Consider the following 24,726-nt stretch of genomic DNA (forward strand, 5'->3'; position numbering starts at 1 on the left):
TTTAAGATTTAGAAAAAATAGATAGTTTGTAAAGTTAAAAAAGTTAAATGAGATTTAAATGGCTCGTAGTTGTTTACTTTTCTTTGACGAAGGATCCTGAAGGATTATTACTTTGTCCTGTGCCATCATATTTGCTATAGCTAAACCCAGGGTGTATGCAGTAAGATCCTGTTTCTCCTTTTTTATTGATGGCTAAAAATCCTATCTGGAAGGTATCATGATTTTTATTTTTTGCTATAATTCTGTTCACAGCTTCTTCACAAGCTTTTTGAGGCGATTTCCCTTGTCGCATTAACTCTACAATTAAAAACGAACCTACAGTTTTAATTACTTCTTCTCCAACTCCTGTTGCTGTTGCTCCGCCAACTTCATTATCTATAAAAAGTCCGGCGCCAATAATTGGGGAATCTCCAACGCGCCCATTTACTTTATAGGCCATTCCACTTGTGGTGCAGGCGCCTGCAAGATCTCCATTTTTATCAATAGCAAGCATTCCAATAGTGTCGTGGTTTTCAATATTAATAATGGTTTCATATTTAGATTCTTCTTTCCATTTTAACCATTCTTTTTTGGATTGTTCGGTAAGTAAGTTTTCTTTCTGAAACCCTTTTTCATAAGCAAATTGTTCTGCTCCTTTTCCTGCTAGAATTACATGTGGCGTTTCTTCCATCACTTTTCTAGCTACAGAAATTGGATGTGCAATATTTTGCAAATAAACTACCGAGCCACAATTTCCATCTTTATCCATAATACAGGCGTCTAATGTAACATTGCCATCTCTATCTGGTCGGCCACCTTTTCCTACGGTTTGGTTGTTTACATCGGCTTCTTCTACCATTACGCCTTGTTCAACAGCGTCCAGAGAGGTGCCTCCATTATTTAAAACTTCCCATGCTTTTGCTGTAGCGTTTTTAAAATTCCATGTGCAAATAGCAATAGGAATTATAGGCTTTTCAATAGATTCTGGAGTCACGTTAATTGTATCTTCCGTCCAAGAAGCTAAAAACGGAACAGATAGTATTCCTGTTGCTCCTAATCCTGTCTTTTTTAGAAATTTTCTTCTTTGCATGGGTATATCTTGTTTATTTTTACTTGATGATGAAGAGGTTTGAATATTTCAACGCTTGCATCATTACTTTTTTTGACAATAAGAAATGGTAAATTTGGGTTAAATATAAGGAATATGATTATAGAAATTTGTGCAAATTCTGTGGAATCTGCGTTAAATGCCGAAGAGGGAGGGGCAAATAGAATAGAATTTTGCGGAGAACTATCGGTTGGAGGAATTACGCCTTCTTATGGAATGTTAGTGCGTGCTGTAGAACAATTATCTATTCCTGTTTTTGTGCTCATTCGTCCAAGAAGTGGAAACTTTACTTATTCTGATGAAGAATTTGAAGTGATGAAAGAGGATGTTCTTTTTTGTAAGAAAATTGGTTGTAGCGGAATCGTCTCTGGAGTATTAGATGCCGATAATAATTTAGATATTGACAGAACTCGGGAGCTAGTGGAGCTTTCAAAACCTTTAGAATTTACTTTTCATAGGGCATTTGATTGGGTTTCTCAACCTGAGGAAGCGCTTAAGCAGTTAATAGAAATAGGATGTAAGCGGGTATTAACTAGCGGACAAGTGGAGAAAGCTATTGATGGATTATCATTATTGAAAAAGCTAAAAAGTAAATACGGAGATAGCATAGTTATAATGCCTGGTAGTGGAGTGAATATTGATAATGTATTGGAATTTAAAAAGGATGGTTTTTCTGAAATACATTTCTCTGCAAGTAGTGCGTATAAAAATCTCACAGCAACTCCTAAAATATCATTTAACGGAAATGCTAGTGATGAAAGTTTTATTACAAAATCCGACTTAACATTAATTAAGCAGATGGTAGATAAAGTTAAATAATCTGTAAAAAAGGGTTATTTGTCTGTATATAAGGTAATTTTGTTAAAAATAGCGAAGAAAAATATATGTCACGTTTTTTTATAGTCTTAGGTATAATATACCTTATTGGAGCCTTTTATGGCTTTCAAGCTTTTAGAACACTAGTTAAAAATCCATATTTACAAATAGTATACGGAATTGTTTTTATAGCAGTTTTAGCAAATGTATATCTGCAGTTTAGTCATTTTGATAGGAGTCATGGAATGACTCATAAAATGGGATTTGCCGTAGGTTTGTTTTTGGCGTTTATGGCTTTAGGGTTTAGCGCTGGAATTTTTATGCTGATAGAAGATGTTGTTCGGGTTTTTACATGGATTTTCGGTAAGGCTTTTCAGTCAGGTGAAGCTGCATCTTCTGGACTTCCATCTCGGAGAAGATTTATGAGTCAGATTGCAATTGGAGTTGCAGCAGTTCCTTTTTTATCGCTTTTATATGGGATGTATAAAGGAAAATATGATTATCAAGTTTTAAAGCACACGCTGGAGTTTGACGATTTACCAGATGCTTTTGATGGTTATACCATTACGCAAATTTCGGATATACATAGCGGAAGTTTTGATGATAAAGAAAAGGTAGCTTATGCAGTAGACCTTATTAATAAACAGGAATCGGATGTAATTTTATTTACGGGCGATTTAGTAAATAATGTTGCTTCGGAAATGCATACGTGGAAAGATACTTTTTCAAAACTTAATGCCAAAGATGGGGTGTATTCTGTTTTAGGAAACCATGATTATGGAGATTATGCCGATTGGCCTTCCGAAGAAGCAAAAAAAGCAAATTTGGATGAGTTAAAGCAAATTCAAAAAGATATGGGCTTTAACTTACTATTAAATGAAAGTAGGTTTTTAGAAAAAGAGGGTCAGCGTTTGGCGCTTGTTGGGGTTGAAAATTGGGGAGAAGGCGGTTTTAAAAAAGCAGGAGACCTTGAAAAGGCTATTGAAAATATAGATAAAAACGACTTTAAAATTTTAATGAGTCACGATCCGTCTCATTGGCAGTATCAAGTTGTGGACCATCCATATCATTATCATTTAACCTTAAGTGGACACACACATGGAATGCAATTTGGAGTAGAGATTCCGGGTTGGTTAAAATGGAGCCCAGTAAAATACAGGTATAAATATTGGGCAGGAGTTTATGAGAAAGCGGGACAGTTTATTAATGTAAATAGAGGCTTAGGTTTTATTGGTTATCCAGGGCGTGTAGGAATTTGGCCAGAAGTAACGGTTATAAAATTAAAAAAGAAATCTAAAGAAATAGTGTAAGTAAAAGCTGGCTAAAAAGCCTTGTTTAGAGCATTTTATCTGTTTTTTTATTACATTTGATTTATCAAGTTGTTAAAATTGAATATTTATGTCAAAGTTTGGTGAGCTAATTCACGGTAACATTCCGGTGTTATTAGACTTTTATACAGAGTGGAATGAATCTTCTACAGCAATGCATCCAGTTTTACGAGATGTTGCAGCAGCACTTGGGGATAAAGCTAGAGTTATAAAAATTGATGTTGATAAAAACAGCGAATTAGCCGAGGCTCTACGCGTAAAAGGATTACCAACATTGATGATTTATAAAGCAGGAGAAATGGTTTGGCGCCAAAGTGGGGAGCAAGATGCAAATACCCTCATTGGTTTGTTGCAAGATTATGTGTAGTTTATATTGAGGAGAATCAAAATAATCGTCCCAATTTGGAGTTTAAAGAAGTAGTCAAATCAATAACTTCAAATTTTAAATTAAATTCTTGCTTTAAAGGTTCAATCATTTTTTTAAGGGACTTTATATCTTTAGTTATATAAGCATCAATCTTTCGATTATAAATTTGAGCGAAAAGTTTAATGTCATTAATAACGACTTTTCTTTCGCCAAAATCACCAAATTTCCCTATGTTCTTAAGTAATGCTAAAAATTTCCCCGAAAATTTAGCATCTGTAAAATCAAACTCTAGCAACCTAAAAGAATTTAAGGAAAGTAAATTTTCAGGGTCATCACCAACAGAATATTCACTTACTACAATTGTTGATAAATACATTTCTATATTATTTTCAATGAAATATTTGAAATAATCAATGCAATTTTGATGAAATTCGTCATCTCTTTTAAGTAAGCGGATACAGAAAGAACTATCTAAAAGAACATTGCTTATCGCTTTCATATTCCTTTAGCTTTTATATCATTTAACCAAGTATCAACATTAGTTATCTTATTTAAATTTACAGAAGCTTTATCTATAACTTTATCTAAAAGGGATTTATTAAAGACAGGTTTGTATTGTATAAATTCTAAAAGGACTAAATCAAATAAACTTTCATCTTCTAAATTTTTTTTACCTCTTACTTTAATACCGTATGGTTTGTAAGTTTTTTTCTCGCCATCCATAATTTGTTCTTTTGTAGCTGAAATTGTAATATTACCATACTTATTAGTGCTCATGTGAAGGTTTGGATTTTTTCCACCCTCTTGATAAATTTCTCCGTATAAATAAAATTCACTTTCAAAATATGTAGGAGCAATCCTCTCATAATTCGTTGACTCATCAATGATTAAAGTAGGGTTGTTGGACATTGAATTGTTAAATTCAATTTTATATCCTTCGCTTAATGCTTTTTTCTGAAATTTATCAATTATTGATTGTCTTTTATAGTCTAAAAAATCTAAACTTTTTCTATTTTTTATTTCGGTAGTAAGACCATTAAATAGAATCACTGCAGTTATGGGTAAAAAGAACTTATGTTTTGCAGAGCCTTCTTCAATGTCGTATGATATATGTGGGCGGTTATGTTTTTCCTTTCTATTAGGGTACAAGAAAGTCTCAATATCTGATATAAAGTCTTTAACTTCATTTATATCAATATCTTTAGGGGATAAAGAGTTATCCCTATTTGTTACTCTTATTTCTATGTAGCCTTGTTCTTCCACTTGCTTAACTAAAATACAAATTTAACTGATTAAAAAAAATTACTGTCAACATTGATGATTTATAAAGCAGGAGAAATGGTTTGGCGCCAAAGTGGGGAGCAAGACGCAAATACCCTCATTGGTTTGTTGCAAGATTATGTGTAGTTTATATTGCTGAAAAGGAATATCCTTGATTTTGTAAGTTTTTTAAGATTTCAGGAAGGGCTTGTTGCAGTATGGGAAAGGCTTTTAGGCTGTCGTGAAAAACTATAATACTTCCAGATTTTACGTTTTTAATAACGTTTTCTATACATTTCTCTGCTGAAATGGAAGTGTCGAAATCGGCACTTAAAATATCCCACATTATAATTTTATATCCCTTTTGTTTAATTGTTTTAGTAGCTTTTTTAGAAATTCTACCATAGGGTGGTCTAAAAAGTTGTACTTGGTTTTTAGGATTATATTTAAGAATAGTTTCTTCCGCTAAAAGTACATTCTCTATATATAAATCTAGTTTATGCTCCTTGCAATTGTAATGATTGTGAGTATGATTTCCAATAGGGTGTCCATCATCTAAAATACTTTTAAAAATTTCTGGATGCTTAGCAACATTTTTTCCTATACAAAAAAAGGTGGCTTTAGCATTGTATTTCCTTAATTCGTCTAAAACAAAAGTGGTAACTTCTGGAGTTGGGCCGTCATCAAAAGTTAAAAACACTTCTTTGTCTTCAGTTTTAAAATCCCAGATAAGGTTTTTAAAAATGAATTTAACTACGCTAGGTGTTTTTGCAAGATAAGGTTTCATTTAAATTAGAGTTTACTATTTGTTAACCCCTCACAGAGGGATTGACTCCTCAACTTCTACCCAGAGTTTGCCGAAAGGCTCTGTGTCGAAATGAATTAAGGTTGTTTTGTTGGAATACTTCGGGTTAGCGCCGAGGTAGTTGATTCCTTACTAAATTAAGAAATTTAGCGTAGCCAAAAATATTTTTTTAACTACGCTGAATGTTGTTAAGAGGCCGTTTAAAAAGTTCCTAAATTCTATATGTCATCCTGAGCTTGTCGAAGGATTCTCTTGAATGTTAGTTGCGAAACTTCGACAAGCTCAGTTCGACAAGCTCAGTTTTGACAGGTGTAAATTGCTTTTTAGTCAGCTTCCTATAGGTTGTTATTAATTATCTAAAGGGATAGAATCTATCTCTGTTTGAGGAATTACCTTTCCATTTACTGGAGCATTTTCTATCACTGCTGAATCCATATTTGCAGGTATTGCATTACCGTCAATAACAGGTTCTCCTTCTGGCATTTCTGTAGGACTTGCATTTCCAGGTCTTCTATAGAAATGACTAAAACGCTCTAAATACTCATTAAAAGTGGTTGTTTCTGGTAATCCAAATTCCTTATCATCATTCGCAACAACAATGTCGAGAAGACTTCTGTAACGCTCAATATCGCTTACTATATCTGATGCATAACTATATTGAGTGTCTATTGGAAGGTTGCTGTAATGATTTAAGCTTTCTTGATATTTTTTAGCAACCTCTTTGTAAAGAGCTCTTGCTTTTTCTTTTTCGCCTACTTTGTAGTAACCTTCAACATAAGGTTCTAAGAATACATAATACCCGAAATACCCAAAAGGCATTTTTTCCATAGCTAAATCAAGTACATCTTTAGCCTTTTCTTCTTTTCCAGTATTAATAAGCTTTCCTGTAAGTCTCGCTAAATTACCACGGTAAGAAATACTATTTTTTCGTGTCTCTGGATCGTGATAAATATCTGGAGATTCAGAATTTCCCCATTCCCAATCCATTACAATGTTGTACATTAAATCTTCGTCAATGCGACCCATTTCATAAGGATTGTTTTTATCTATAGGCGTTTTTATAGGAACTAATTTATAAACAAGTCCATCTAGTTGTAAATAATCTTTCATCCATAGGTATTCCGCAGGATCAAAACTTCCACCAGTAAAGTAAATTGGGCGTTCCCAATCGTTGTTTGCTAATAAATCGAGCATTAAAAGCCTATTTTTAGGCAAAGCACTTTTTGGTAAATCAATGTCTATATAATCTACAATTTCTGCTGAATCCTTTTCTTTTACCAATCCTGTTGCTAAGGCATTTTTCTTGTTTACAGGGACTCTAATTTTATTGGTAGGGTAGAAAGGAAGGTTTAGGTAACTTTCTGGATACTGACTCGTATCTCCGCCTCTTTTTTTGATGAGGTTTCGAATGGTGTTATCGTCATTAGCAATCCAATCCATGAATTTTTTAATATCCCAACGCTCGTCTGTTAGTTGTTGGTAATAAACAGCATCTCGAACTCCAAAGGCATATTTATCATGTGTGAGTTGAGATGGAATTGGAGCACTTTCATAGGCGGCACGTTTCATTTGATCTATATACCAATCTGTAGCAAACAAACTGGTATTGATAGTTCTAACATCGGTACGGTATCCTTCTATCTCTTGTGCATACCAAAGGGAGAATGTATCGTTATCTCCAATTGTAAATAACATAGCACCCGCATCTTCTTCAATAGAATCGAGGTAAGATTTCGCCATCGATTGTGCAGTATATCTGTCGGATCTGTCATGATCGTCCCAGTTCTGGTAAGCCATAACTGTAGGAACGGCTAAAAAGCAAATAACCGTTACTGCAGGAGCCAATATTTTTGGATTTAGATATTTTTTGAATTCTTCAAATAATGCATAAACACCCATTCCAATCCACATAGAGAATACAAAGAAGGAGCCAACGAGGGCATAATCTCTTTCTCTAGGCTCAAAAGGACGTTCGTTTAAGTATATTTTTAAGGCAATTCCCATAAAAAGGAAAAGCGAAAAGAGAATCCAGAATTGCTGTTTACTAGATTTTAAAATAAATAGAAAACCTATGAGTCCTAATATTAAAGGTAAGAAGAAGTAGGTATTTCTTGCTTTGTTGTTTAGTACATCCGAAGGAAGATTCTCTTGAGATCCTAAACGCCACTCATCAATAAATTTAATTCCACTTAACCAATTTCCATGGTCGTCTAGTCTCCCTTGGATATCGTCTTGACGCCCAGTAAAGTTCCACATAAAATACCTCCAGTACATATATCCCATTTGAAACTCAAAAAGGTAATGCATGTTTTGTAGGAATGAAGGCTTTTCAATAACAAGGTATTCATTAAATTGCTTGATAAAGTTTAAATATTCGTCCTCATCAATAACTCCATTTTCAAGGTCGCGTTTAAACTGACTTACAGCATCTGTTAATTGTTTTTCACTTCTATATTCTGGTTTTACGGTAATGTTTAAAGGTCCTGTAATCTTCATGTAGTTAGCAGCGTGTTCACTACTCCACATTCTAGGAAGAAAACCTTCTTGAGCACTGTTTGGAGCAACTCTAGAGTTTTTATAATTGTTTACAATAACATATTTGTTGCCTTTTCTTTCGTATTTAGGCTTATCATCTTTGTAAGGATTATCTGGATCCTGACCAGCAAAGGCATCAGAATACATTGGTCCATAGAAAAGATGTGTCTCAGGGTATTGCTCTAAATTGTAATAAGCCAAAAGTTGTCGTGCATCTGTAGGACTATTTTCGTTAATAACCGTTCCTGCATTTGCACGGATTGGAACCATTAACCAAGTAGAAAAACCTATCAGAATAAATAAAACACTTAAAACAATTGTATTTAGAAGTTTATAATTCTTTTTTCTTGTATAATTTAATCCGAAGTAAAATAATGCAATAATGATAATTCCAGCGATAATCGTTCCAGAATTAAATGGTAATCCGATGCTATTTACAAAGAAAACTTCCAGATAACCGAATACTTTTAGAACATTAGGAAGTAGTAATTTAAATAAGAATAAAAGTACAGCAATGGAAATAATATTTGCTATTATAAAGGATTTAGCATTATAGTTTTTGTAATTTTTGAAGTAATAAATCATTCCTAATGAAGGAATGGTAAGGAGCGCCATAAAGTGAACTCCAAAAGAAAGTCCTACAACAAGAGAGATTAAAATTAACCAACGATTTCCTCTTGGGGTATGCATTTCGTCTGCCCATTTTAATCCTAACCAAACCATCAAAGAAGTCATGAGCATAGCCATGGCATATACTTCTGCTTCCACTGCATTGAACCAAAAGCTATCTGTATATGTAAAAGTTAAAGCGCCTACAAATCCGCTTCCTAAAATGGCAATATATTTTGCAGATGTAAGTTCTCCAGATTTAGCAGCCAATTTTCTTGTAACATTGGTTATTGACCAAAACATAAATAAAATTGTAAAAGCACTAGAGAAAACCGACATATGGTTTACGGTAACTGCCACTGCTTCAGCATCTGGTGAAAACATGGCAAAGAAAGCCCCCATCATTTGGAAAAAAGGAGCTCCAGGAGGGTGTCCTACTTGTAATTTAGCTGAAGTAGCAATATATTCTCCAGCATCCCAAAAACTTGAAGTAGGCTCAACCGTTAAATGATAAGTGATTAATGCGATCAAAAAAACGATCCAACCAAGGATAGTATCCCATTTTTTAAATTGATTTGCAGACATGTAACTGTTTTTCGTATATAGCAGGCGAATTTAATAAATTATAAATGAAAGTACCCCACTTTTGATAAATGTTAACACGGCAGTTTTAAATGATTTAAAAATTATTTAAAAAAATGTTTGCGCATATCAAAGTTTGTCTTAAATTTGCACCTGCTTTTACGGATGAGAGTTCAATAAGCAGGTTTAATGGCCTATGGTGTAATTGGCAACACAGCTGGTTTTGGTCCAGTCGTTCTAGGTTCGAGTCCTAGTAGGCCAACAAAAAAATCCCGATGAAAATCGGGATTTTTTGTTTTTAATAGGTTTGAAAAGAGTTGTGAGCTATTTAGGTTTTTTGTTTGGGTTTTTTCTTGTGGGGAATGTGCGATATATTTTTACAATGTTGTTGTCTATCCTATATACTAAAACGAAAGGGTATTTTTTTAAAGGAACTTGTCTAAAATCTTTATAGGTAATCTTAAATTGTAAGGGATTGACCTCTAAGTAGTCAATAGTTTTTTTTATTTCTAAAAGAAAGTTGTTGGCTAAGGTCTCAGAAATTTTTTTGTACCAGTCATAAGAGTCAGCAATATCTATCTTTGCGCCATCCTCAAATAGGACAGTAAATCTAGACATTATCAGGATTCCTTACATAAGATTCAATTTCTGACCAAGAATGAAACCTAGATTCTCCTTTATCTTCTTTTGCTAAAGCTTTATCTAAATTAGCCTTTTGTTGTTTGGTAAATTCATGTTCTTTTTTATCAAACCATCCTTCAGGAAGTAAATTAAGGAGCTTTATCTTTTCTTTGTTAGATAATTCTTTTAGCGCTTGGGCTAATTGTTCTACTGTTAAATTTGAAGTTGTTGCCATAAGTCAAAGATAATTACATTATTGTAAGTTTTTTTAAAAATGTTTAGAGACAAAAAAAATCCCGATGAAAATCGGGATTTTTTGTTTTTATCTACTTCTTAGTTTATTTGCTGTCTTCAGAAATTTCGGATCATTCCCAAAAGTTGTGTTTATGCAAAAATTGTGGTCAATCTGAATAAGAAGAATTCTACATTTTTGACACCTCTAAACTGGGCTCTAAAAGCTTTTATTTTAGCATTAAAAGATTCTGCTGAAGCATTAGTACTTCTGTTTATAAAATAATTCAAAATCGATTTATAGTTAATAGTTATCGTATTTGCTATGGTGTTAAAGGCTTTAAATCCTGTTTGTTCTACATCCTTATACCAGTGTGCTAACTTAGTGTAAGTAGTTTGTATAGAGGTAGCTGTATTGAATATGTTTCTTAATCCTTGCACTAAATCGTATGCTCTTTTGATATCGGGGTATTGTTCAAAGAGAATTTTGGATCGTATATATTGATTTTGTGTCCAATTGTTTGGCGCTTTATAAAGCAGATACCTACTTCTAGCCAAGAGTTGTTTTCTAGTATCTCCATTAGGAAAGGTCTCTGGAATGAATTCTTTTTGCACACTCTTAGTTTGTTTAATTTGTTCATTTTCTAAGTCTATAGCTTCCCACCGATGTTTGATTCTAATGTCTTGTAGTGCCTCTAGGGCTAGTTTTTGCACATGAAAACGATCTGTTACCTGTATGGCTTTAGGAAAGCATTTTTTAACAATCATTTTCATTGAATGTGCCATATCCAAAGTAATTTCTTTTACCTTATCTCTAAGTGTCTTTGGGATTTTAAGTAGTTGCTCTATAATAGGTTCAGCTTTGGTTCCCGCAAGTATAGCTACAATAGCTCCTTTTTTACCTTTAGCTTTTTTATTAGTAATGATAGTGTAGAGTTCTCCTTTGGATAGAGCGGTCTCGTCAATAGATAAATACTTGCCCATATTCTCAGGAAAGATTAACCAGTCTTTAGCGTGGGACTTTTGCTTCCACTCTTTAAACTCACTTAGATAATCTCGATAGTGTCGTTGTAACTTCTTGCCATTAACTCCATAAAACCCACCTATGGTGTGGCAATCATTAGTCTTGGTACTGACTAAGTACTTTTAAAAAAGCAGCGAACTCTACTGTCATACGAGTCCCCTGCGCTACCAAATCCCAATTTCGATGCACGGCTTGCCCTGTGGTTTTGTCAAGCCATCGACGGCGCTTGATATGTAAATAAACATTCTTGCCACGCAATGGAAAGTCCTGAACAACAAGCTCTTTATGAAAACCATGAGCTATCAAGATCCTGTGCTTTTCTTCTCTAGGAGTATCTTTCTTTTCTTCAAAATACAAATGAAGCGTTCCTTTTTCTATTTCGTGGGAAGCTATGGTAAAGTGACTGACTAATAATTCAGGGAGGATAAAACGTAATAGGTCTAATGATAATTCCAATGCAAGTCTTTTTTTTACAAAGATCGAATTTTACTTCTATTTACACACAACTTTTTGACTTGATCCGAAATTTCTTTCTTATTTTTTACATAAGTATCAAGCCATTGGTCTTGTTCCCAAATAACATGTAAAATACTTTCTTTGGCTCTGTATCCATGACTTTCTTTTGGAAGCATTACAAGTCTTACGGTAGCGCCTAATCCTTTTAAGGCGTTAAAATAACGCTCGCTTTGCATAGGGTAGGTTCCAGAATTATTATCAGCTTCTCCGTGAATTAAAAGGAGAGGGTTATTCATTTTTTCGGCATGCATAAACGGGGACATTGTGTTGTAAATTTCTGGAGCTTCCCAGTAGCTTCTTTCTTCACTCTGAAATCCAAATGGAGTTAGGGTTCTGTTGTAGGCGCCACTTCTAGCAATTCCTGCTGCGAATAAATCGGAATGAGAAAGTAAATTGGCAACCATAAAAGCACCATAACTATGTCCGCCAACGGCTACCCGATTTCTGTCGATATATCCTAAATTATCTACCGCATCAATAGCTGCTTTGGCATTTTCCACTAATTGTTTTCTAAATGTATCATTTGGTTGTTCGTTATTCTCTCCAATAATAGGGAAGGATGCATCGTCTAAAACAGCATATCCTTTGGTAACCCAAAATATTGGTGATGAATACGAAAGGTAAGTAAACTCATTAGGGTTTTGTGTGTTTTGAGATGCACTGTTTTTGTCTTTGTATTCTCTTGGATATGCCCATAAAATCATTGGCATTTTCTCCTTTTTATTCGTGTCGTAACCAACGGGAAGGTATAATGTTCCAGAAAGTTCTAATCCGTCATCTCTTTTGTAAGTAATAACTTCTTTGTGGATGTCTTTTATGCTTGCAAAAGGGTTGTCGAAAAAGGTGAGCTGTTGAGGTCCTTTTCTTAGTTTAATATGTTTGTAAAAATAATTTGGATATTCGCTAGGAGACTCAACTCTTGTTAATAATAGGTCTTTTTCTGGGTTGTATTCTAAAAGATTTTCTTTTTTGCCTTCTAAATTAGAAGTGTATAAAGTTTCTTTCTCAAGGTTTTTAAAATTGATTTTATCTACAAATGGATGTTGTCCTTTATTAGAAAAACCATCGCCTATTAAATAACCATTATTATTTTCATCTATAAATAAAACTCTTTCTTGATTTTCATTTTCATGAGTTACAAAATTTCCAGGATCGCTATAAACGTCTTGGTAATTTCTATCTGAAATTATTTGAGGAGTTTTTGAAGGGTTTTCTGGGTTAAAGAGGTAGGTTTTTGTGTTTCTATTATTCCACCATCTATCATAAGCAATAGCTGTTGTTTTATTTCCCCATAAAATCCCACTGAATCTATTTTTTGTTTTTAAGATGCTTGTTCCTTTTCCTTCAAAAGGAGCTTCAAGTAAGAAAACTTCATCTCTGTATTCAACTTTATTTTCAGGGTCTCCACCATCTAATGCTTCCACATATACTAATGTAGCAGGTTTGTCTTTCCTCCAAGATAAATCTCTTCTTCCTTCTTCCGTAGCCATAAAACCTTTTGGTAATTCTTCTAAAAGAGGAGCGTTAAGAACTTCGTTTACTAAAGAGTTGTCTTTTTTGTAAATAGTTGTAGTTGAAGGGAATCTGTAGTAAGGAACAATGTAAGAAAATGGTTTTTTAACAGTGGTAACCATTACATATTCTCCGTTTGGCGAAAAGCTAATGCTGCGGTACATATTGCTTTCTTTCCATTTTGTAGTTGTTCCGTCTAATGAAATTTTATAAAGTTCTGACAGGGCAAGTTGCTCAAAATTAAACTCATCGTTAGGATTGCTCAGAAGGTCTTGATAGGTTCTGTTTTGAGCTTTCTTTCCGTTGTTGGTAGAAATAGTTGGGCCTGTAGGAATACTTTCTGCTTGATTAATTAATTCCTTGCGAGTATTCGGAATCATTTTTACTAATAATGACTTGCTGTCTTTAAACCAATTTATTACGTCGCCTAAGTTAGCATTCACAGTAGCTTCTGTAAGTTTTTTAGCCTCTTTAGTTTCTAGATCGATTACCCAAAGTTCTACACCCTTTTTGACAGTATTGGTAAAAGCAATTTTTGATTCATCTGGCGACCATTTGTAATTAGAAAGGCGTAATTTCTCTGGAAGGTTTTTAATTTCAGAAGCTTCCTTTTCGTTAGGGTTTTTAACAGTTATTTTATTGTAATAGGTAGTTCTGCTTCCAATATTTGTAGTTGGATTGATACGTAAACCTCCTAAGCGTAATTCAGGTTCAGAGAGTTCTTCAATGCTTTTATAACGATTGCTATAAAGCATAATCATAAATTCTCCATTATTGCTTATTCTTACGCTTGGTGCTAGTTGCACGTCTGCTAATTCTAAAATCTCCGATGGAGGTTTTTGATAAGTTAGTTTCTCTTGCGCAAAAGCTAGTCCTGTTACAAGAAATAGGAGGTGAAAGATTTTTTTCATCTAAAAAAAATTTGAATTTGTTATAAGTTTCGTTAAAAATATGATTAATGAATGGTTATAGCAAGTTGGAATTAAGTTTGTTTAAAATGCTTTTTTTATCATTAATGTCCGAGGGATAATACAAGGCCGCTTGGCTATAAGAAAAAAGAGCAAAGACTGAATTTTAACTATCATAAAATAGGTAGTTTAAAGAAATAACATTACCAAAAACCCTCTTTTCGTTTATTTTTACTAATAGCAAGGGGTCTTATTTTAAAAACCTCATTTAAACCTTGATATAAGTGGAATTTAATAAATTCCGTTAACTTCTATCGGGCAACAATAATTTTTTATTAAAAAGGAGTTATAAATCTAGATTTGCTTTTGGTATTGAGGTTGAAGAAGGGAGGAATAAATTCATTTTTAGAAAGATATGCAGTATAAAGTTGGGTTTAGGTGTTTTTAGGTTTAAAAAAAATTGTATATTTGCACCGTTGAAAGTGAATAATCTATTTCAGAGGGGACATAAAGTCCCCTCTTTTTATACAAATATTAGATGTTGAAGGAAAAAGTAACAGCGCTTTTAAACGAATTTTTTGAAGAGAATAAATCGTTTTTTTTGGTTGATTTCTCATTAACTCCCGATAATAAAATCAAAATAATTGTTGATGGAGATAACGGAGTTACTTTGAAAGATTGTATTGCAGTAAGTAGGCAAGTAGAACATAATTTGGATAGAGAAGAACTCGATTTTTCTTTAGAGGTTACTTCCCCAGGAGCTACAGAGCCTATAATAAACAACAGGCAGTACAATAAGAATATAGGTAGAAAATTTCAAGTAAAAACTGCTGAAGATAAATTTGAAGGAGAACTTACTGCTATTACAGAAAGTGGCATTCAGTTAAGTTGGAAAGCCCGAGAGCCTAAACCAGTTGGGAAAGGTAAAGTAACAGTAAAGTACGAGAAAGAGATCCCTTTTGCGGATATTGTGGAAGCTAAAGTGATGATAACATTTTAATTAAGGAATTGACATGGAGAATATTGCATTGATCGAATCATTTTCTGAGTTTAAAGACGATAAACTCATAGATCGTGTGACGTTAATGGCCATTTTAGAAGATGTATTTAGAAATGCGCTAAAGAAAAAATTTGGATCTGATGATAATTTTGATATTATTATCAATCCAGATAAAGGAGATTTAGAGATTTGGAGAAACCGAATTGTGGTTGCAGATGATGAAATAGAAGACGATAACCAAGAGATTTCATTAACAGAGGCTAGAAAAATCGAACCAGATTTTGAGGTTGGAGAGGATGTGTCAGAAGAAGTGAAGCTTATCGATTTGGGAAGAAGATCTATTCTTGCTTTAAGACAAAACTTAATTTCTAAAATACACGAGCACGATAATACAACCATTTATAAGCAATTTAAAGATCTTATAGGAGATATTTATACTGCGGAAGTGCATCATATTCGTCATAAAGCTGTTATTTTGTTAGATGATGAAGGAAATGAGATTATCCTTCCGAAGGATAAACAAATCCCTTCAGACTTTTTCAGAAAAGGTGAGAATGTTAGAGGAATCATAGAAGGTGTTGAGTTGAAAGGAAACAAACCTATGATTGTAATGTCTAGAACGGCTCCTGAATTCCTTGAGAAATTATTTGAACAAGAAATTCCAGAGGTTTTTGATGGCTTAATTACTGTTAAAAAAGTAGTTAGAATTCCTGGAGAGAAAGCAAAAGTTGCGGTAGATTCTTATGATGATAGAATAGATCCAGTTGGAGCTTGTGTTGGAATGAAAGGTTCTAGAATTCATGGAATTGTTCGTGAATTAGGAAATGAAAATATAGATGTTATTAACTTTACAAACAATCCACAGTTGTTTATTAGCAGAGCATTGAGCCCAGCTAAAGTAAGTTTAGTAACTTTGAATGATGAAACTATGCATGCCGAAGTGCTTTTAAAACCAGAAGAGGTTTCTAAAGCAATCGGAAAAGGTGGTTTTAATATTCGTTTAGCCGGACAATTAACCGGTTATGAAATTGATGTGCTTCGTGAAGGAGTAGAGGAAGATGTTGAGTTAACAGAATTCTCAGACGAAATAGAAGCATGGATAATTGACGAGTTTAGAAAAATTGGTCTTGATACTGCAAAAAGTGTGTTAGATCAGGATGTGGCTGATTTAATTAGAAGAACAGACCTTGAAGAAGAAACAATTTTAGAGGTTGTTAGAGTTCTTAAGGAGGAATTTGAAGACTAATTTTATAGTATAAGTAGCCTTTGTATTTTTGTATAAAGGTATATTGAAGATAATAATAAGGATGTTTTTGGTGTAGCCACTTTTGTAGCAACATTGTAAGCATTAAGCTCACCGAGTGAGTAAATAAAATTTAGGATAACAAATATTGTATGGCTGAAAGCGCAAAATTGAGGCTAAATAAAGTTTTAAGAGAGTTAAATATTTCATTGGACCGAGCGGTAGAATATCTATCGTCCAAAGGTCATGAAGTGGAGGCACGCCCTACCGCAAAAATTACCAATGAAGTATATAACGTGCTCTTAGACGAATTTCAAACAGATAGAAGCAAGAAAGTTGCCTCTAAAGAGGTTGGAGAAGAAAAGCGTAAAGAGAAAGAAGCGATTAGGCAGGAATTGGAAAAAGAGAATGAGCTAAAACGTCAGAAGCAAGAAGAACATGAAGTTGTGAAAGCAAAGGCGAATTTAGCAGGTCCAAAAACTGTTGGTAAAATCGATCTTGATGGAAAGAAAGAACAAGCTGCTCCAGAGAAACCGAAGGAAGAAGTTCAAGCCGAGAAAGTAGAAACGCCTCAGCCTGAAAAACAACCAGAGAAACCGAAGGAGGAAGTTAGTAAACCAGCGGAATCTAAAGTTGAAGAAAATAAAGAGCTTGATAAAAAAGTAGAAGAGCCTAAAGCGGAGGTTGAAAAGCCTGTTGAGGTTAAACCAACAGAAAGCAAGCCTGAACCTAAAAAGGAAACAGAGCCTGCTAAACCTAAGCAAGAAGTTCCTCAGCAAAAACCAAAGCAAGAATCTAAGCCAGAACCAAAACCAGTTCAAAAAGAACCTGTGGTTCCTAAGGAGACTAAAAAGGTTATTGTAGATGGGGAAGAGGTGGATTCTGAACAGGTTAAAACCAAGTACACAAAACTTTCTGGTCCAAATTTTACTGGGGAAAAAATAGATCTTTCTCAGTTTAATAAACCTAAAAAGAAAAAAGAAGATCCTAAAGCTGCTGATAAAAAAGGAGCTAAAGCTGCAGACGATAAAAAGAAACGTCGTCGTAGAATTAGTAAGGATAATAACAATAAAGGGCCTAGACCAAATACAGGTGGAGGAAATAATGCAGGGGGTAATAGATTTTCTAAAGATAGAAATAATGCTCGTGGCAAAGGAAGAAGAAATACTGCTCCTGTTGAAAAGGTAGAGCCTACAGAAGAAGAAGTACAAAAACAAGTAAGAGAAACTCTTGAAAAACTTCAAGGGAAATCTAATAAATCAAAAGGTGCTAAATACCGTCGTGAGAAAAGAGATTTCCACAGACAAAAATCTGAGAAAGAATTAGCACAGCAGGAAGCAGAAAGCAAAGTGCTTAAAGTAACAGAATTTGTTACTGTAAGTGAAGTTGCAACTTTAATGGATGTTCCAGTTACTCAAATTATATCAGCATGTATGTCGCTTGGTATGATGGTAACAATGAATCAGCGTTTGGATGCGGAGACGCTATCTATTATTGCTGATGAATTTGGATATGAAGTTGAATTTATTACAACAGACATCGAAGAAGATGTTGAAGTGGTTCTAGATGCTCCTGAAGATTTAATACATAGAGCACCAATTGTTACGGTAATGGGTCACGTTGACCACGGTAAAACGTCTTTGCTGGATTATATCCGTGAAGAAAATGTTATTGCTGGAGAGAGTGGAGGTATTACACAGCATATTGGAGCGTATGGAGTTACATTAAAAGACGGTCAGAAAATAGCGTTCTTAGATACTCCTGGTCACGAAGCCTTTACGGCGATGCGTGCGAGAGGGGCTCAAGTAACCGATTTAGCAATTATTGTAATTGCTGCCGATGACAATGTGATGCCACAAACAAAAGAAGCTATTAGTCATGCGCAAGCAGCTGGAGTTCCTATTGTATTTGCAATTAATAAAGTGGATAAGCCAACGGCAAATCCAGATAAGATAAAAGAGAGTTTAGCTCAAATGAATCTTCTTGTAGAAGATTGGGGAGGTAAGATACAGTCTCAAGACATTTCTGCTAAAACAGGACAAGGTGTTCCAGAATTATTAGAAAAAGTATTGCTAGAGGCTGAAATATTAGAGCTTAAAGCAAATCCTAATAAGATAGCTAACGGTACCGTAGTGGAAGCATACCTAGATAAAGGTCGTGGTTATGTATCTACCGTATTAGTTCAGGCAGGAACATTAAAAATTGGAGATTATGTACTAGCGGGAACGCATAGTGGTAAGGTTAAGGCAATGCAAGATGAACGTGGAAACGATATCAAGGTAGCTGGTCCTTCAACTCCAATTTCAATATTAGGTTTAGATGGAGCGCCGCAAGCTGGTGATAAGTTTAATGTTTATGAAGATGAACGTGAGGCAAAACAAATTGCTACTAAACGTACGCAGTTACAACGTGAGCAATCTGTAAGAACTCAACGTCATATTACTTTAGATGAAATTGGAAGACGTATTGCTTTAGGAGACTTTAAAGAGCTTAACATTATCCTTAAAGGAGATGTGGATGGTTCTGTTGAGGCACTAACCGATTCTTTCCAGAAATTATCTACAGAAGAAATACATATAAACATTATACATAAAGCTGTAGGTCCAATTACAGAGTCTGATGTGTTGTTAGCTTCGGCTTCTGATGCAATTATCATCGGGTTTAATGTTAGGCCAATGGGTAATGCCCGTTCGGTTGCTGATAAAGAAGAAATCGATATCCGTACCTACTCAATTATCTATGATGCTATTAATGACCTTAAAGATGCTATGGAAGGTATGTTGTCTCCAGAGCTTAAAGAGGAAATTACTGGTACTGCAGAAATCCGTGAAACGTTCAAAATTTCTAAGGTTGGAACTATTGCAGGTTGTATGGTAACAGATGGTAAGGTTTATAGAAATTCTGGTATTAGATTAATACGTGACGGAGTTGTAGTGTATACTGGAGAATTGACTTCATTAAAACGCTTTAAAGACGATGTTAAAGAAGTTTCTAAAGGCTACGATTGTGGACTTCAAATCAAAAACTATAATGATATCCAAGTTGGAGATGTTGTAGAGAGTTTTAGAGAAGTTGAGGTTAAGAAGAAGTTGAAATAACATTCTATATATTCAATAAAAAAAGCGACTCCAAGAGTCGCTTTTTTTATGTCTAAAAGTTAATTTTTATTATGGTTGTAATAAAAATGCACTAGGATATTCATTTTTAACTTGAATAAGATATCTGTCGGCTTCTAAACGTGTTCTAAATTTACCTACTCTTACTTTATAATTTGGAGTTTCAAATGCAATATCAGAAGTAATATCTTTAAATTCATTGCTAAAATTTCGCTTTGCTTTTTGTGCACCCTCTAAAGTTCCGTTGTAAATCTGAATTCTAAAACGTTTTTCATCATCAGTTTTATTCAGTTTTGTTTTGTAAGAAACCAGTTTTTCTATTTGAGCGTCTTGCTCAATAGTTACTTTTCCATCAGTTTTTGAAGTTTTAACATTTGTTTGTGCGTGACTTATTCCGCTAAAAATAAGGGCAAAAACGAGTGCCGCTACTTGTTTTTTATGTTCTAATAATCTCATAATGAATGCTATTTTATGCAAATGTAAATCTATTATTCTTTTTAAGTTTAATTTTTTTTATTTAGAATTGGTATAAATTATGTATTAACGCTTCTCTAACATTTCTAAAATCGAGACTATATCGTATTTTTGTGCTCGGATTAAAAAAACGGTTTATGACTTTTACAGTGTAAAAATCGTGCCAATTTATGATAGAAAATACATATTCTAATATGAAAAAGGTGATACACCCTAATTCAATTTCACGAATTTTAGGTATCGGATTAGCGATTCTGCTAGCATTTACGAGTTCTCTTTATGCTCAGGACGGAGGGGGAGACCCTGCGGCTGGGAAATCTTTATTTAACACTTATTGTGCGGCATGTCACCATCTTGATAGAAAGATGACAGGTCCTGCTTTGAGAGGTGTTGGAGATAAGCATGACAAAGAGTGGTTGCATGCTTGGGTAAAAAATAGCCAAGCTTTAATTAAGTCTGGAGATGAAGAGGCAGTTAAGCTTTGGGATGAGTATCAGCCGTCTGTAATGACAGCTTTTCCTCAATTAAGCGAGGCAGATATAGATAATATCATTGCATACACTATGCAGCCTAAAGAAGAGAAAGCTGCGCCAGCTGCTGGGGCTGTTGCTGCGGACGGAGGTAATGCGTCTTCTAATGGTGTAGGAAACGAAATTATATTAGGTGCGCTTATTTTAATATTTGGCGTGCTTGTGGTAATGCTTTTCTTAGTGAATAAAACACTTAGAAGAATTGCAGAAGCAAACGGTGTTGAGTATGCTGTGCCAGAAAAAAGACTTCCGTTATGGAAAGCTTTTGTTAAGAATCAATTTTTAGTATTGGTTTCTGTGGTTTTCTTGTTATTAGCTTCAGGGTATTTTGCTTATGGTTACATGATGCAAGTTGGAGTTGATCAAGGGTACCAGCCAATTCAGCCAATTCACTTTTCGCATAGAATCCATGCTGGAGATAATGAGATCGACTGTAAGTACTGTCACTCTTCAGCTAGAACATCAAAAACATCTGGTATTCCTTCTTTGAATGTTTGTATGAACTGTCATAAAAGTATTCCAGAAGTTGCAGATGAAACTGGAACTGCGGAACATTCTAAAGAATTTTACGATAAAGAGATTGCTAAATTATACGATGCTGTAGGTTGGGATGTTGCTAACCAAGAGTATACAGGAGAAACTAAGCCAGTTAAATGGGTTCGTATTCATAATTTACCAGACTTTGCGTACTTTAACCATTCACAACACGTAACAGTGGGTAGAATTGCATGTCAAGAATGTCATGGTCCAATTCAGGAAATGGAAATTGTACATCAAGATGCGCCACTTACAATGGGGTGGTGTATTAACTGTCACCGTAAGACTAATGTTAAAATGGAAGGGAATGAGTATTATACAAAAATACACGATGAGCTTTCTAAAAAATACGGTGTAGAAGAATTGACAGCGGCACAGCTAGGAGGAACCGAGTGTGCTAAATGTCACTATTAATTAAGTGATTTCTTAAAAGGAATTCAAAAACAAAAATCTAAGATAAGCCTGTTTAGGCAGGTTGATTTAAAATAGTTATATATAACATGGCATCAAACAAAAAATACTGGTCAAGTGTTGAGGAGCTAAATCCAAATAGCTCTATCGCTGAGACGCTTAAACAGAATGAGTTTGTTGAGGAAATCCCTAACGATGAATTTTTAGGAGATAAGGATTCATTGGGTTCTTCGTCTACCAGTAGACGTGATTTTCTTAAATATGTTGGATTTACTACAGCTGCTGCTTCTTTAGCAGCCTGTGAGGGTCCAGTTACTAAATCTATACCTTACGTAGTGCAGCCAGAGAACATTGTTCCAGGAGTTGCAAACTACTATGCAACTACTATTGCAGATGGGTATGATTTTGCTAGCATATTGATTAAAACTCGTGAAGGTAGACCAATTAAGATTGAAAGCAATACCGACGCTAAGATAAATGGAGGAGCTAATGCTAGAGTTCATGCGTCTGTTTTAGGATTATACGATAGCATGCGTGTACAAGGTCCTAAGGCTAAAGGTGAGTATATTTCTTGGGATGATCTTGATACAAATGTAGCAAGCGGACTTAACGCAGCGAAAGCTAGTGGAAAGCAGATTGTATTGTTAACGCAAACTTTTGCAAGTCCTTCAGTAAAAAATATTATTGCTGAATTTTCTCAGAAGTATGGAAACGTAAAACATATTCAGTACGATGCCATTTCTGAAGATGCAGCCTTGAATGCTTTTGAAGCTTCTTATGGGGTGCGTGCTTTAGCAGATTACGATTTTTCTAAAGCTGAAGTAATTGTTTCTTTTGGAGCTGATTTCTTAGGAGATTGGCAAGGTGGTGGATTTGATTCTGACTACGCAAAAGGACGTATTCCTTCTCATGGTAAAATGTCTAGACATATCCAGTTTGAATCAAATATGAGTTTGACTGGAGCGAACGCAGATAAAAGAGTTCCTTTAACGCCAACACAGCAAAAAGTAGCTTTAGCTAAATTCTATGGTTTCTTAAACGGAAAATCTGTTGGAGGAGAACTTCCAGCTAAAATAGAAGAAGCTGTTAAGAATGCGGCTGCGCAAGTTGCTAGAGCAGGTAAAAATGCAGTTGTTGTAACTGGAATTAACGATATAGATGCACAAAAAGTTGTTTTGTCTATTAACAAATCAATCGGAAGTGTAGTAATGGATGCAGATGCGCCAAGAATGACGCGTCAAGGAAATGCAAAACAAGTAGCCGCTTTAGTAGAAGATATGAAAGCTGGTAAAGTTGGTGCTTTGATTATGAGCGGTGTTAATCCGCTTTATACGTTGCCAAATGCTTCAGAATTTGAAGCTGGATTGGCGAGCGTAGATCTTTCCGTAGCATTCTCTTTAAAAGAAGATGAAACCTCTACAAAGGCAGGATATATTGCTGCCGAACCTCATTATTTAGAATCTTGGGGAGATGTAGAGATGAAAAAAGGTCATTATAGCCTAATGCAACCAACAATTCGTCCTATATTTAATACAAGACAATTTCAAGAGTCTTTATTGAAATGGGCTGGAAATGATGTTAGCTATCATGATTATATAAAACAAACATGGGAATCTACTGTTCTTGGAGGTTCTTCATGGAATACTGCATTACACGATGGTGTATTTGTTGGAAATGGAAATGTAACTGTTGAAACAGATGAAGATGCGGTTCCATTTGCAGCTTCAAATGAAGATACTGAGCCAGTAAATGCTGAAGCAACTGTAGCTTCTGTCTCTTCTTCAGTAAATAAATTAGCTGGAGCTGCTGCTAATGGAATGGAGATAACACTCTATCCTAAAACAGGAATGGGAGATGGTCGTCAAGCAAACAATCCTTGGTTGCAAGAATTGCCAGATCCAATTACTAGAAATACTTGGGATAACTACCTTACTATTTCTATGGCAGATGCTGAGGCTTTAGATCTTGAAAACTATACAGTTTCTAATGGAGCGCTAAATGGAGACTATGTAAAAGTTACTGTTGGTGGTGTTACTCTTGATAAAGTTCCTGCTTTAATTCAGCCAGGACAAGCTAAAGGAACTGTAGGTCTTTCTTTTGGTTATGGTAAAACATTAGGAGTTAAAGAAGAGATGAAAACTGGAGTAAATGCATATCCGCTTTACTTAGGTTTTAATAATACACAAGAAGTTAAGTTAGAGAAAGTTTCTGGTACGCATGAATTTGCATCTGTGCAAATGAAAAGTACTATGGACGGAAGAGGAGATATCTTAAGAGAAACCTCTTTAGAGATTTTCAATACTAAAGATTCTCACGATTGGAATCCTCAACCAGAGGTTTCTGTAAATCACCAAGAAGTATCAGCTGACGAAGCAGATATTTGGGCAGAGTTTGATTCTAGTATTGGGCATCATTTTAACTTGTCTATAGATTTAAATGCTTGTACTGGTTGTGGAGCATGTGTAATAGCATGTCATGCAGAAAACAACGTTCCTGTTGTAGGTAAAAGCGAAGTAAGAAAATATAGAGATATGCACTGGTTGCGTATTGATAGATATTATTCTTCTGAAGAAAGTTTTGAAGGAGATATGGATGTAGTTGAAGCTGCTCCAAATTCAATCAGCACATACCATCAGTTAGAACATCCTTCTGAGAATCCTCAGGTGGCTTTCCAACCAGTAATGTGTCAGCATTGTAACCACGCTCCTTGTGAAACTGTTTGTCCTGTTGCGGCAACGTCTCATGGAAAACAAGGTCAAAACCAAATGATATACAACCGTTGTGTAGGTACTCGTTATTGCGCAAATAACTGTCCATACAAAGTGCGTCGTTTCAACTGGTTCTTATATAGTCAAAACGATGAGTTTGATTTCTATATGAATGACGATCTTGGTAGAATGGTATTAAATCCAGATGTTACTGTAAGATCTCGAGGGGTAATGGAGAAATGTTCTATGTGTATTCAAATGACACAAAAAACAATTCTTGATGCTAAGAGAGACGGAAGACCGATTAAAGATGGTGAATTTAAAACCGCTTGTTCGGCAGCTTGTAGCAGTGGAGCAATTAAGTTTGGAGATGTTAATGATAAAGAAAGTGAAATCGTTGAATTGAAAGAAGATAAACGTATGTATCACTTACTTGGATTTAAAGGAACTAGACCTAATGTATTCTATCACACAAAAGTGAGAAATACAGAAGAAGCATAAAAAAA

At 34.7% G+C, this 24,726-nt stretch carries 19 protein-coding genes, 1 tRNA gene and 1 pseudogene; 10 read left to right on the top strand and 11 right to left on the bottom strand.

Annotated features, from left to right (window positions below; all coding sequences use genetic code 11):
• Window positions 1–73 precede the first annotated feature (73 nt).
• Window positions 74–1,069 carry an isoaspartyl peptidase/L-asparaginase family protein gene (locus JOOMADRAFT_RS05255; RefSeq protein WP_008611810.1) on the bottom strand — a complete coding sequence of 332 codons (996 nt, stop codon included), beginning with the start codon at window positions 1,067–1,069 and terminating at the stop codon, window positions 74–76.
• A 114-nt stretch (window positions 1,070–1,183) separates the two neighbouring features.
• On the opposite strand from JOOMADRAFT_RS05255, the gene JOOMADRAFT_RS05260 reads away from it, so the two are divergent.
• The 3 genes from JOOMADRAFT_RS05260 (at window position 1,184) to JOOMADRAFT_RS05270 (ending at window position 3,598) form a co-directional block, all read left to right on the top strand.
• Complete coding sequence (locus JOOMADRAFT_RS05260; protein ID WP_008611811.1) at window positions 1,184–1,906, top strand: copper homeostasis protein CutC; 723 nt, start codon at window positions 1,184–1,186, stop codon at window positions 1,904–1,906.
• Window positions 1,907–1,971: 65 nt separating this feature from the next.
• On the top strand, window positions 1,972–3,213 hold the full coding sequence (locus JOOMADRAFT_RS05265; protein ID WP_008611812.1) for a metallophosphoesterase: 1,242 nt from the start codon (window positions 1,972–1,974) through the stop codon (window positions 3,211–3,213).
• A gap of 88 nt (window positions 3,214–3,301) precedes the next feature.
• Window positions 3,302–3,598, top strand: a complete 297-nt coding sequence (locus JOOMADRAFT_RS05270; RefSeq protein WP_008611813.1) for a thioredoxin family protein — start codon at window positions 3,302–3,304, stop codon at window positions 3,596–3,598.
• Between the two features lie 16 nt (window positions 3,599–3,614).
• Here JOOMADRAFT_RS05270 and JOOMADRAFT_RS05275 read toward each other — a convergent pair whose 3' ends face one another.
• Together JOOMADRAFT_RS05275 and JOOMADRAFT_RS05280 are read right to left on the bottom strand one after the other, a co-directional pair.
• Window positions 3,615–4,097, bottom strand: a complete 483-nt coding sequence (locus tag JOOMADRAFT_RS05275; protein ID WP_008611814.1) for a PIN domain-containing protein — start codon at window positions 4,095–4,097, stop codon at window positions 3,615–3,617.
• Window positions 4,094–4,861, bottom strand: a complete 768-nt coding sequence (locus JOOMADRAFT_RS05280) for a hypothetical protein (RefSeq protein WP_008611815.1) — start codon at window positions 4,859–4,861, stop codon at window positions 4,094–4,096. The genes JOOMADRAFT_RS05275 and JOOMADRAFT_RS05280 overlap by 4 nt, the downstream gene beginning before the upstream one ends.
• Before the next feature lie 36 nt (window positions 4,862–4,897).
• Here JOOMADRAFT_RS05280 and JOOMADRAFT_RS20485 point away from each other — a divergent pair.
• Window positions 4,898–5,005: pseudogene (locus JOOMADRAFT_RS20485) on the top strand (thioredoxin); the annotation flags it as partial.
• A 1-nt stretch (window position 5,006) separates the two neighbouring features.
• On the opposite strand, the gene JOOMADRAFT_RS05290 reads toward JOOMADRAFT_RS20485, so the two are convergent.
• Both JOOMADRAFT_RS05290 and JOOMADRAFT_RS05295 read right to left on the bottom strand, forming a co-directional pair.
• The gene (locus tag JOOMADRAFT_RS05290) at window positions 5,007–5,645 is read right to left on the bottom strand and encodes a polysaccharide deacetylase family protein (protein ID WP_008611816.1); all 639 of its coding nucleotides are present in this window, start codon (window positions 5,643–5,645) and stop codon (window positions 5,007–5,009) included.
• A 366-nt stretch (window positions 5,646–6,011) separates the two neighbouring features.
• Complete coding sequence (locus JOOMADRAFT_RS05295) at window positions 6,012–9,392, bottom strand: protein O-mannosyl-transferase family (protein ID WP_008611817.1); 3,381 nt, start codon at window positions 9,390–9,392, stop codon at window positions 6,012–6,014.
• 187 nt (window positions 9,393–9,579) lie between these two features.
• Between JOOMADRAFT_RS05295 and JOOMADRAFT_RS05300 the strand changes: the two genes are divergently transcribed.
• Window positions 9,580–9,651 (top strand) — tRNA-Gln (locus tag JOOMADRAFT_RS05300).
• A 62-nt stretch (window positions 9,652–9,713) separates the two neighbouring features.
• On the opposite strand, the gene JOOMADRAFT_RS20715 is transcribed toward JOOMADRAFT_RS05300, so the two are convergent.
• From JOOMADRAFT_RS20715 to JOOMADRAFT_RS05325, 5 genes are all read right to left on the bottom strand, one after another.
• Window positions 9,714–10,007, bottom strand: coding sequence for a type II toxin-antitoxin system RelE/ParE family toxin (locus JOOMADRAFT_RS20715; protein WP_008611818.1), 294 nt, complete (start codon window positions 10,005–10,007; stop codon window positions 9,714–9,716).
• Window positions 10,000–10,245 (bottom strand): hypothetical protein, encoded by a 246-nt coding sequence (locus JOOMADRAFT_RS05310; protein WP_008611819.1) that lies wholly within the window; start codon window positions 10,243–10,245, stop codon window positions 10,000–10,002. The genes JOOMADRAFT_RS20715 and JOOMADRAFT_RS05310 overlap by 8 nt, the downstream gene beginning before the upstream one ends.
• 149 nt (window positions 10,246–10,394) lie before the next feature.
• On the bottom strand, window positions 10,395–11,348 hold the full coding sequence (locus tag JOOMADRAFT_RS05315) for an ISAon1 family transposase (RefSeq protein WP_008611820.1): 954 nt from the start codon (window positions 11,346–11,348) through the stop codon (window positions 10,395–10,397).
• A 13-nt stretch (window positions 11,349–11,361) separates the two neighbouring features.
• On the bottom strand, window positions 11,362–11,721 hold the full coding sequence (locus JOOMADRAFT_RS05320) for an ISAon1 family transposase N-terminal region protein (protein WP_008611822.1): 360 nt from the start codon (window positions 11,719–11,721) through the stop codon (window positions 11,362–11,364).
• Between the two features lie 14 nt (window positions 11,722–11,735).
• Window positions 11,736–14,204 carry a S9 family peptidase gene (locus JOOMADRAFT_RS05325; protein ID WP_008611824.1) on the bottom strand — a complete coding sequence of 823 codons (2,469 nt, stop codon included), beginning with the start codon at window positions 14,202–14,204 and terminating at the stop codon, window positions 11,736–11,738.
• Window positions 14,205–14,739: 535 nt separating this feature from the next.
• On the opposite strand from JOOMADRAFT_RS05325, the gene rimP reads away from it, so the two are divergent.
• The 3 genes from rimP (at window position 14,740) to infB (ending at window position 19,542) form a co-directional block, all read left to right on the top strand.
• On the top strand, window positions 14,740–15,201 hold the full coding sequence (gene rimP, locus JOOMADRAFT_RS05330; protein WP_008611825.1) for a ribosome assembly cofactor RimP: 462 nt from the start codon (window positions 14,740–14,742) through the stop codon (window positions 15,199–15,201).
• A gap of 13 nt (window positions 15,202–15,214) precedes the next feature.
• Window positions 15,215–16,447: a transcription termination factor NusA gene (nusA, locus tag JOOMADRAFT_RS05335; RefSeq protein WP_008611826.1), complete on the top strand. Its 1,233-nt coding sequence runs from the start codon at window positions 15,215–15,217 to the stop codon at window positions 16,445–16,447.
• Window positions 16,448–16,596: 149 nt separating this feature from the next.
• On the top strand, window positions 16,597–19,542 hold the full coding sequence (infB, locus tag JOOMADRAFT_RS05340; RefSeq protein WP_008611827.1) for a translation initiation factor IF-2: 2,946 nt from the start codon (window positions 16,597–16,599) through the stop codon (window positions 19,540–19,542).
• A 69-nt stretch (window positions 19,543–19,611) separates the two neighbouring features.
• Here infB and JOOMADRAFT_RS05345 read toward each other — a convergent pair whose 3' ends face one another.
• Window positions 19,612–20,016 (bottom strand): SPOR domain-containing protein, encoded by a 405-nt coding sequence (locus JOOMADRAFT_RS05345; RefSeq protein ID WP_008611828.1) that lies wholly within the window; start codon window positions 20,014–20,016, stop codon window positions 19,612–19,614.
• Between the two features lie 212 nt (window positions 20,017–20,228).
• On the opposite strand from JOOMADRAFT_RS05345, the gene JOOMADRAFT_RS05350 reads away from it, so the two are divergent.
• A complete protein-coding gene (locus tag JOOMADRAFT_RS05350; protein ID WP_040879936.1) occupies window positions 20,229–21,515 on the top strand; it encodes a c-type cytochrome in 1,287 nt (428 codons plus the stop codon).
• A gap of 86 nt (window positions 21,516–21,601) precedes the next feature.
• Window positions 21,602–24,721, top strand: coding sequence for a TAT-variant-translocated molybdopterin oxidoreductase (locus JOOMADRAFT_RS05355; RefSeq protein ID WP_008611830.1), 3,120 nt, complete (start codon window positions 21,602–21,604; stop codon window positions 24,719–24,721).
• Window positions 24,722–24,726: the final 5 nt, after the last annotated feature.

Source organism: Galbibacter orientalis DSM 19592, assembly GCF_000260115.1.
Taxonomy (GTDB): Bacteria; Bacteroidota; Bacteroidia; order Flavobacteriales; family Flavobacteriaceae; genus Galbibacter; species Galbibacter orientalis.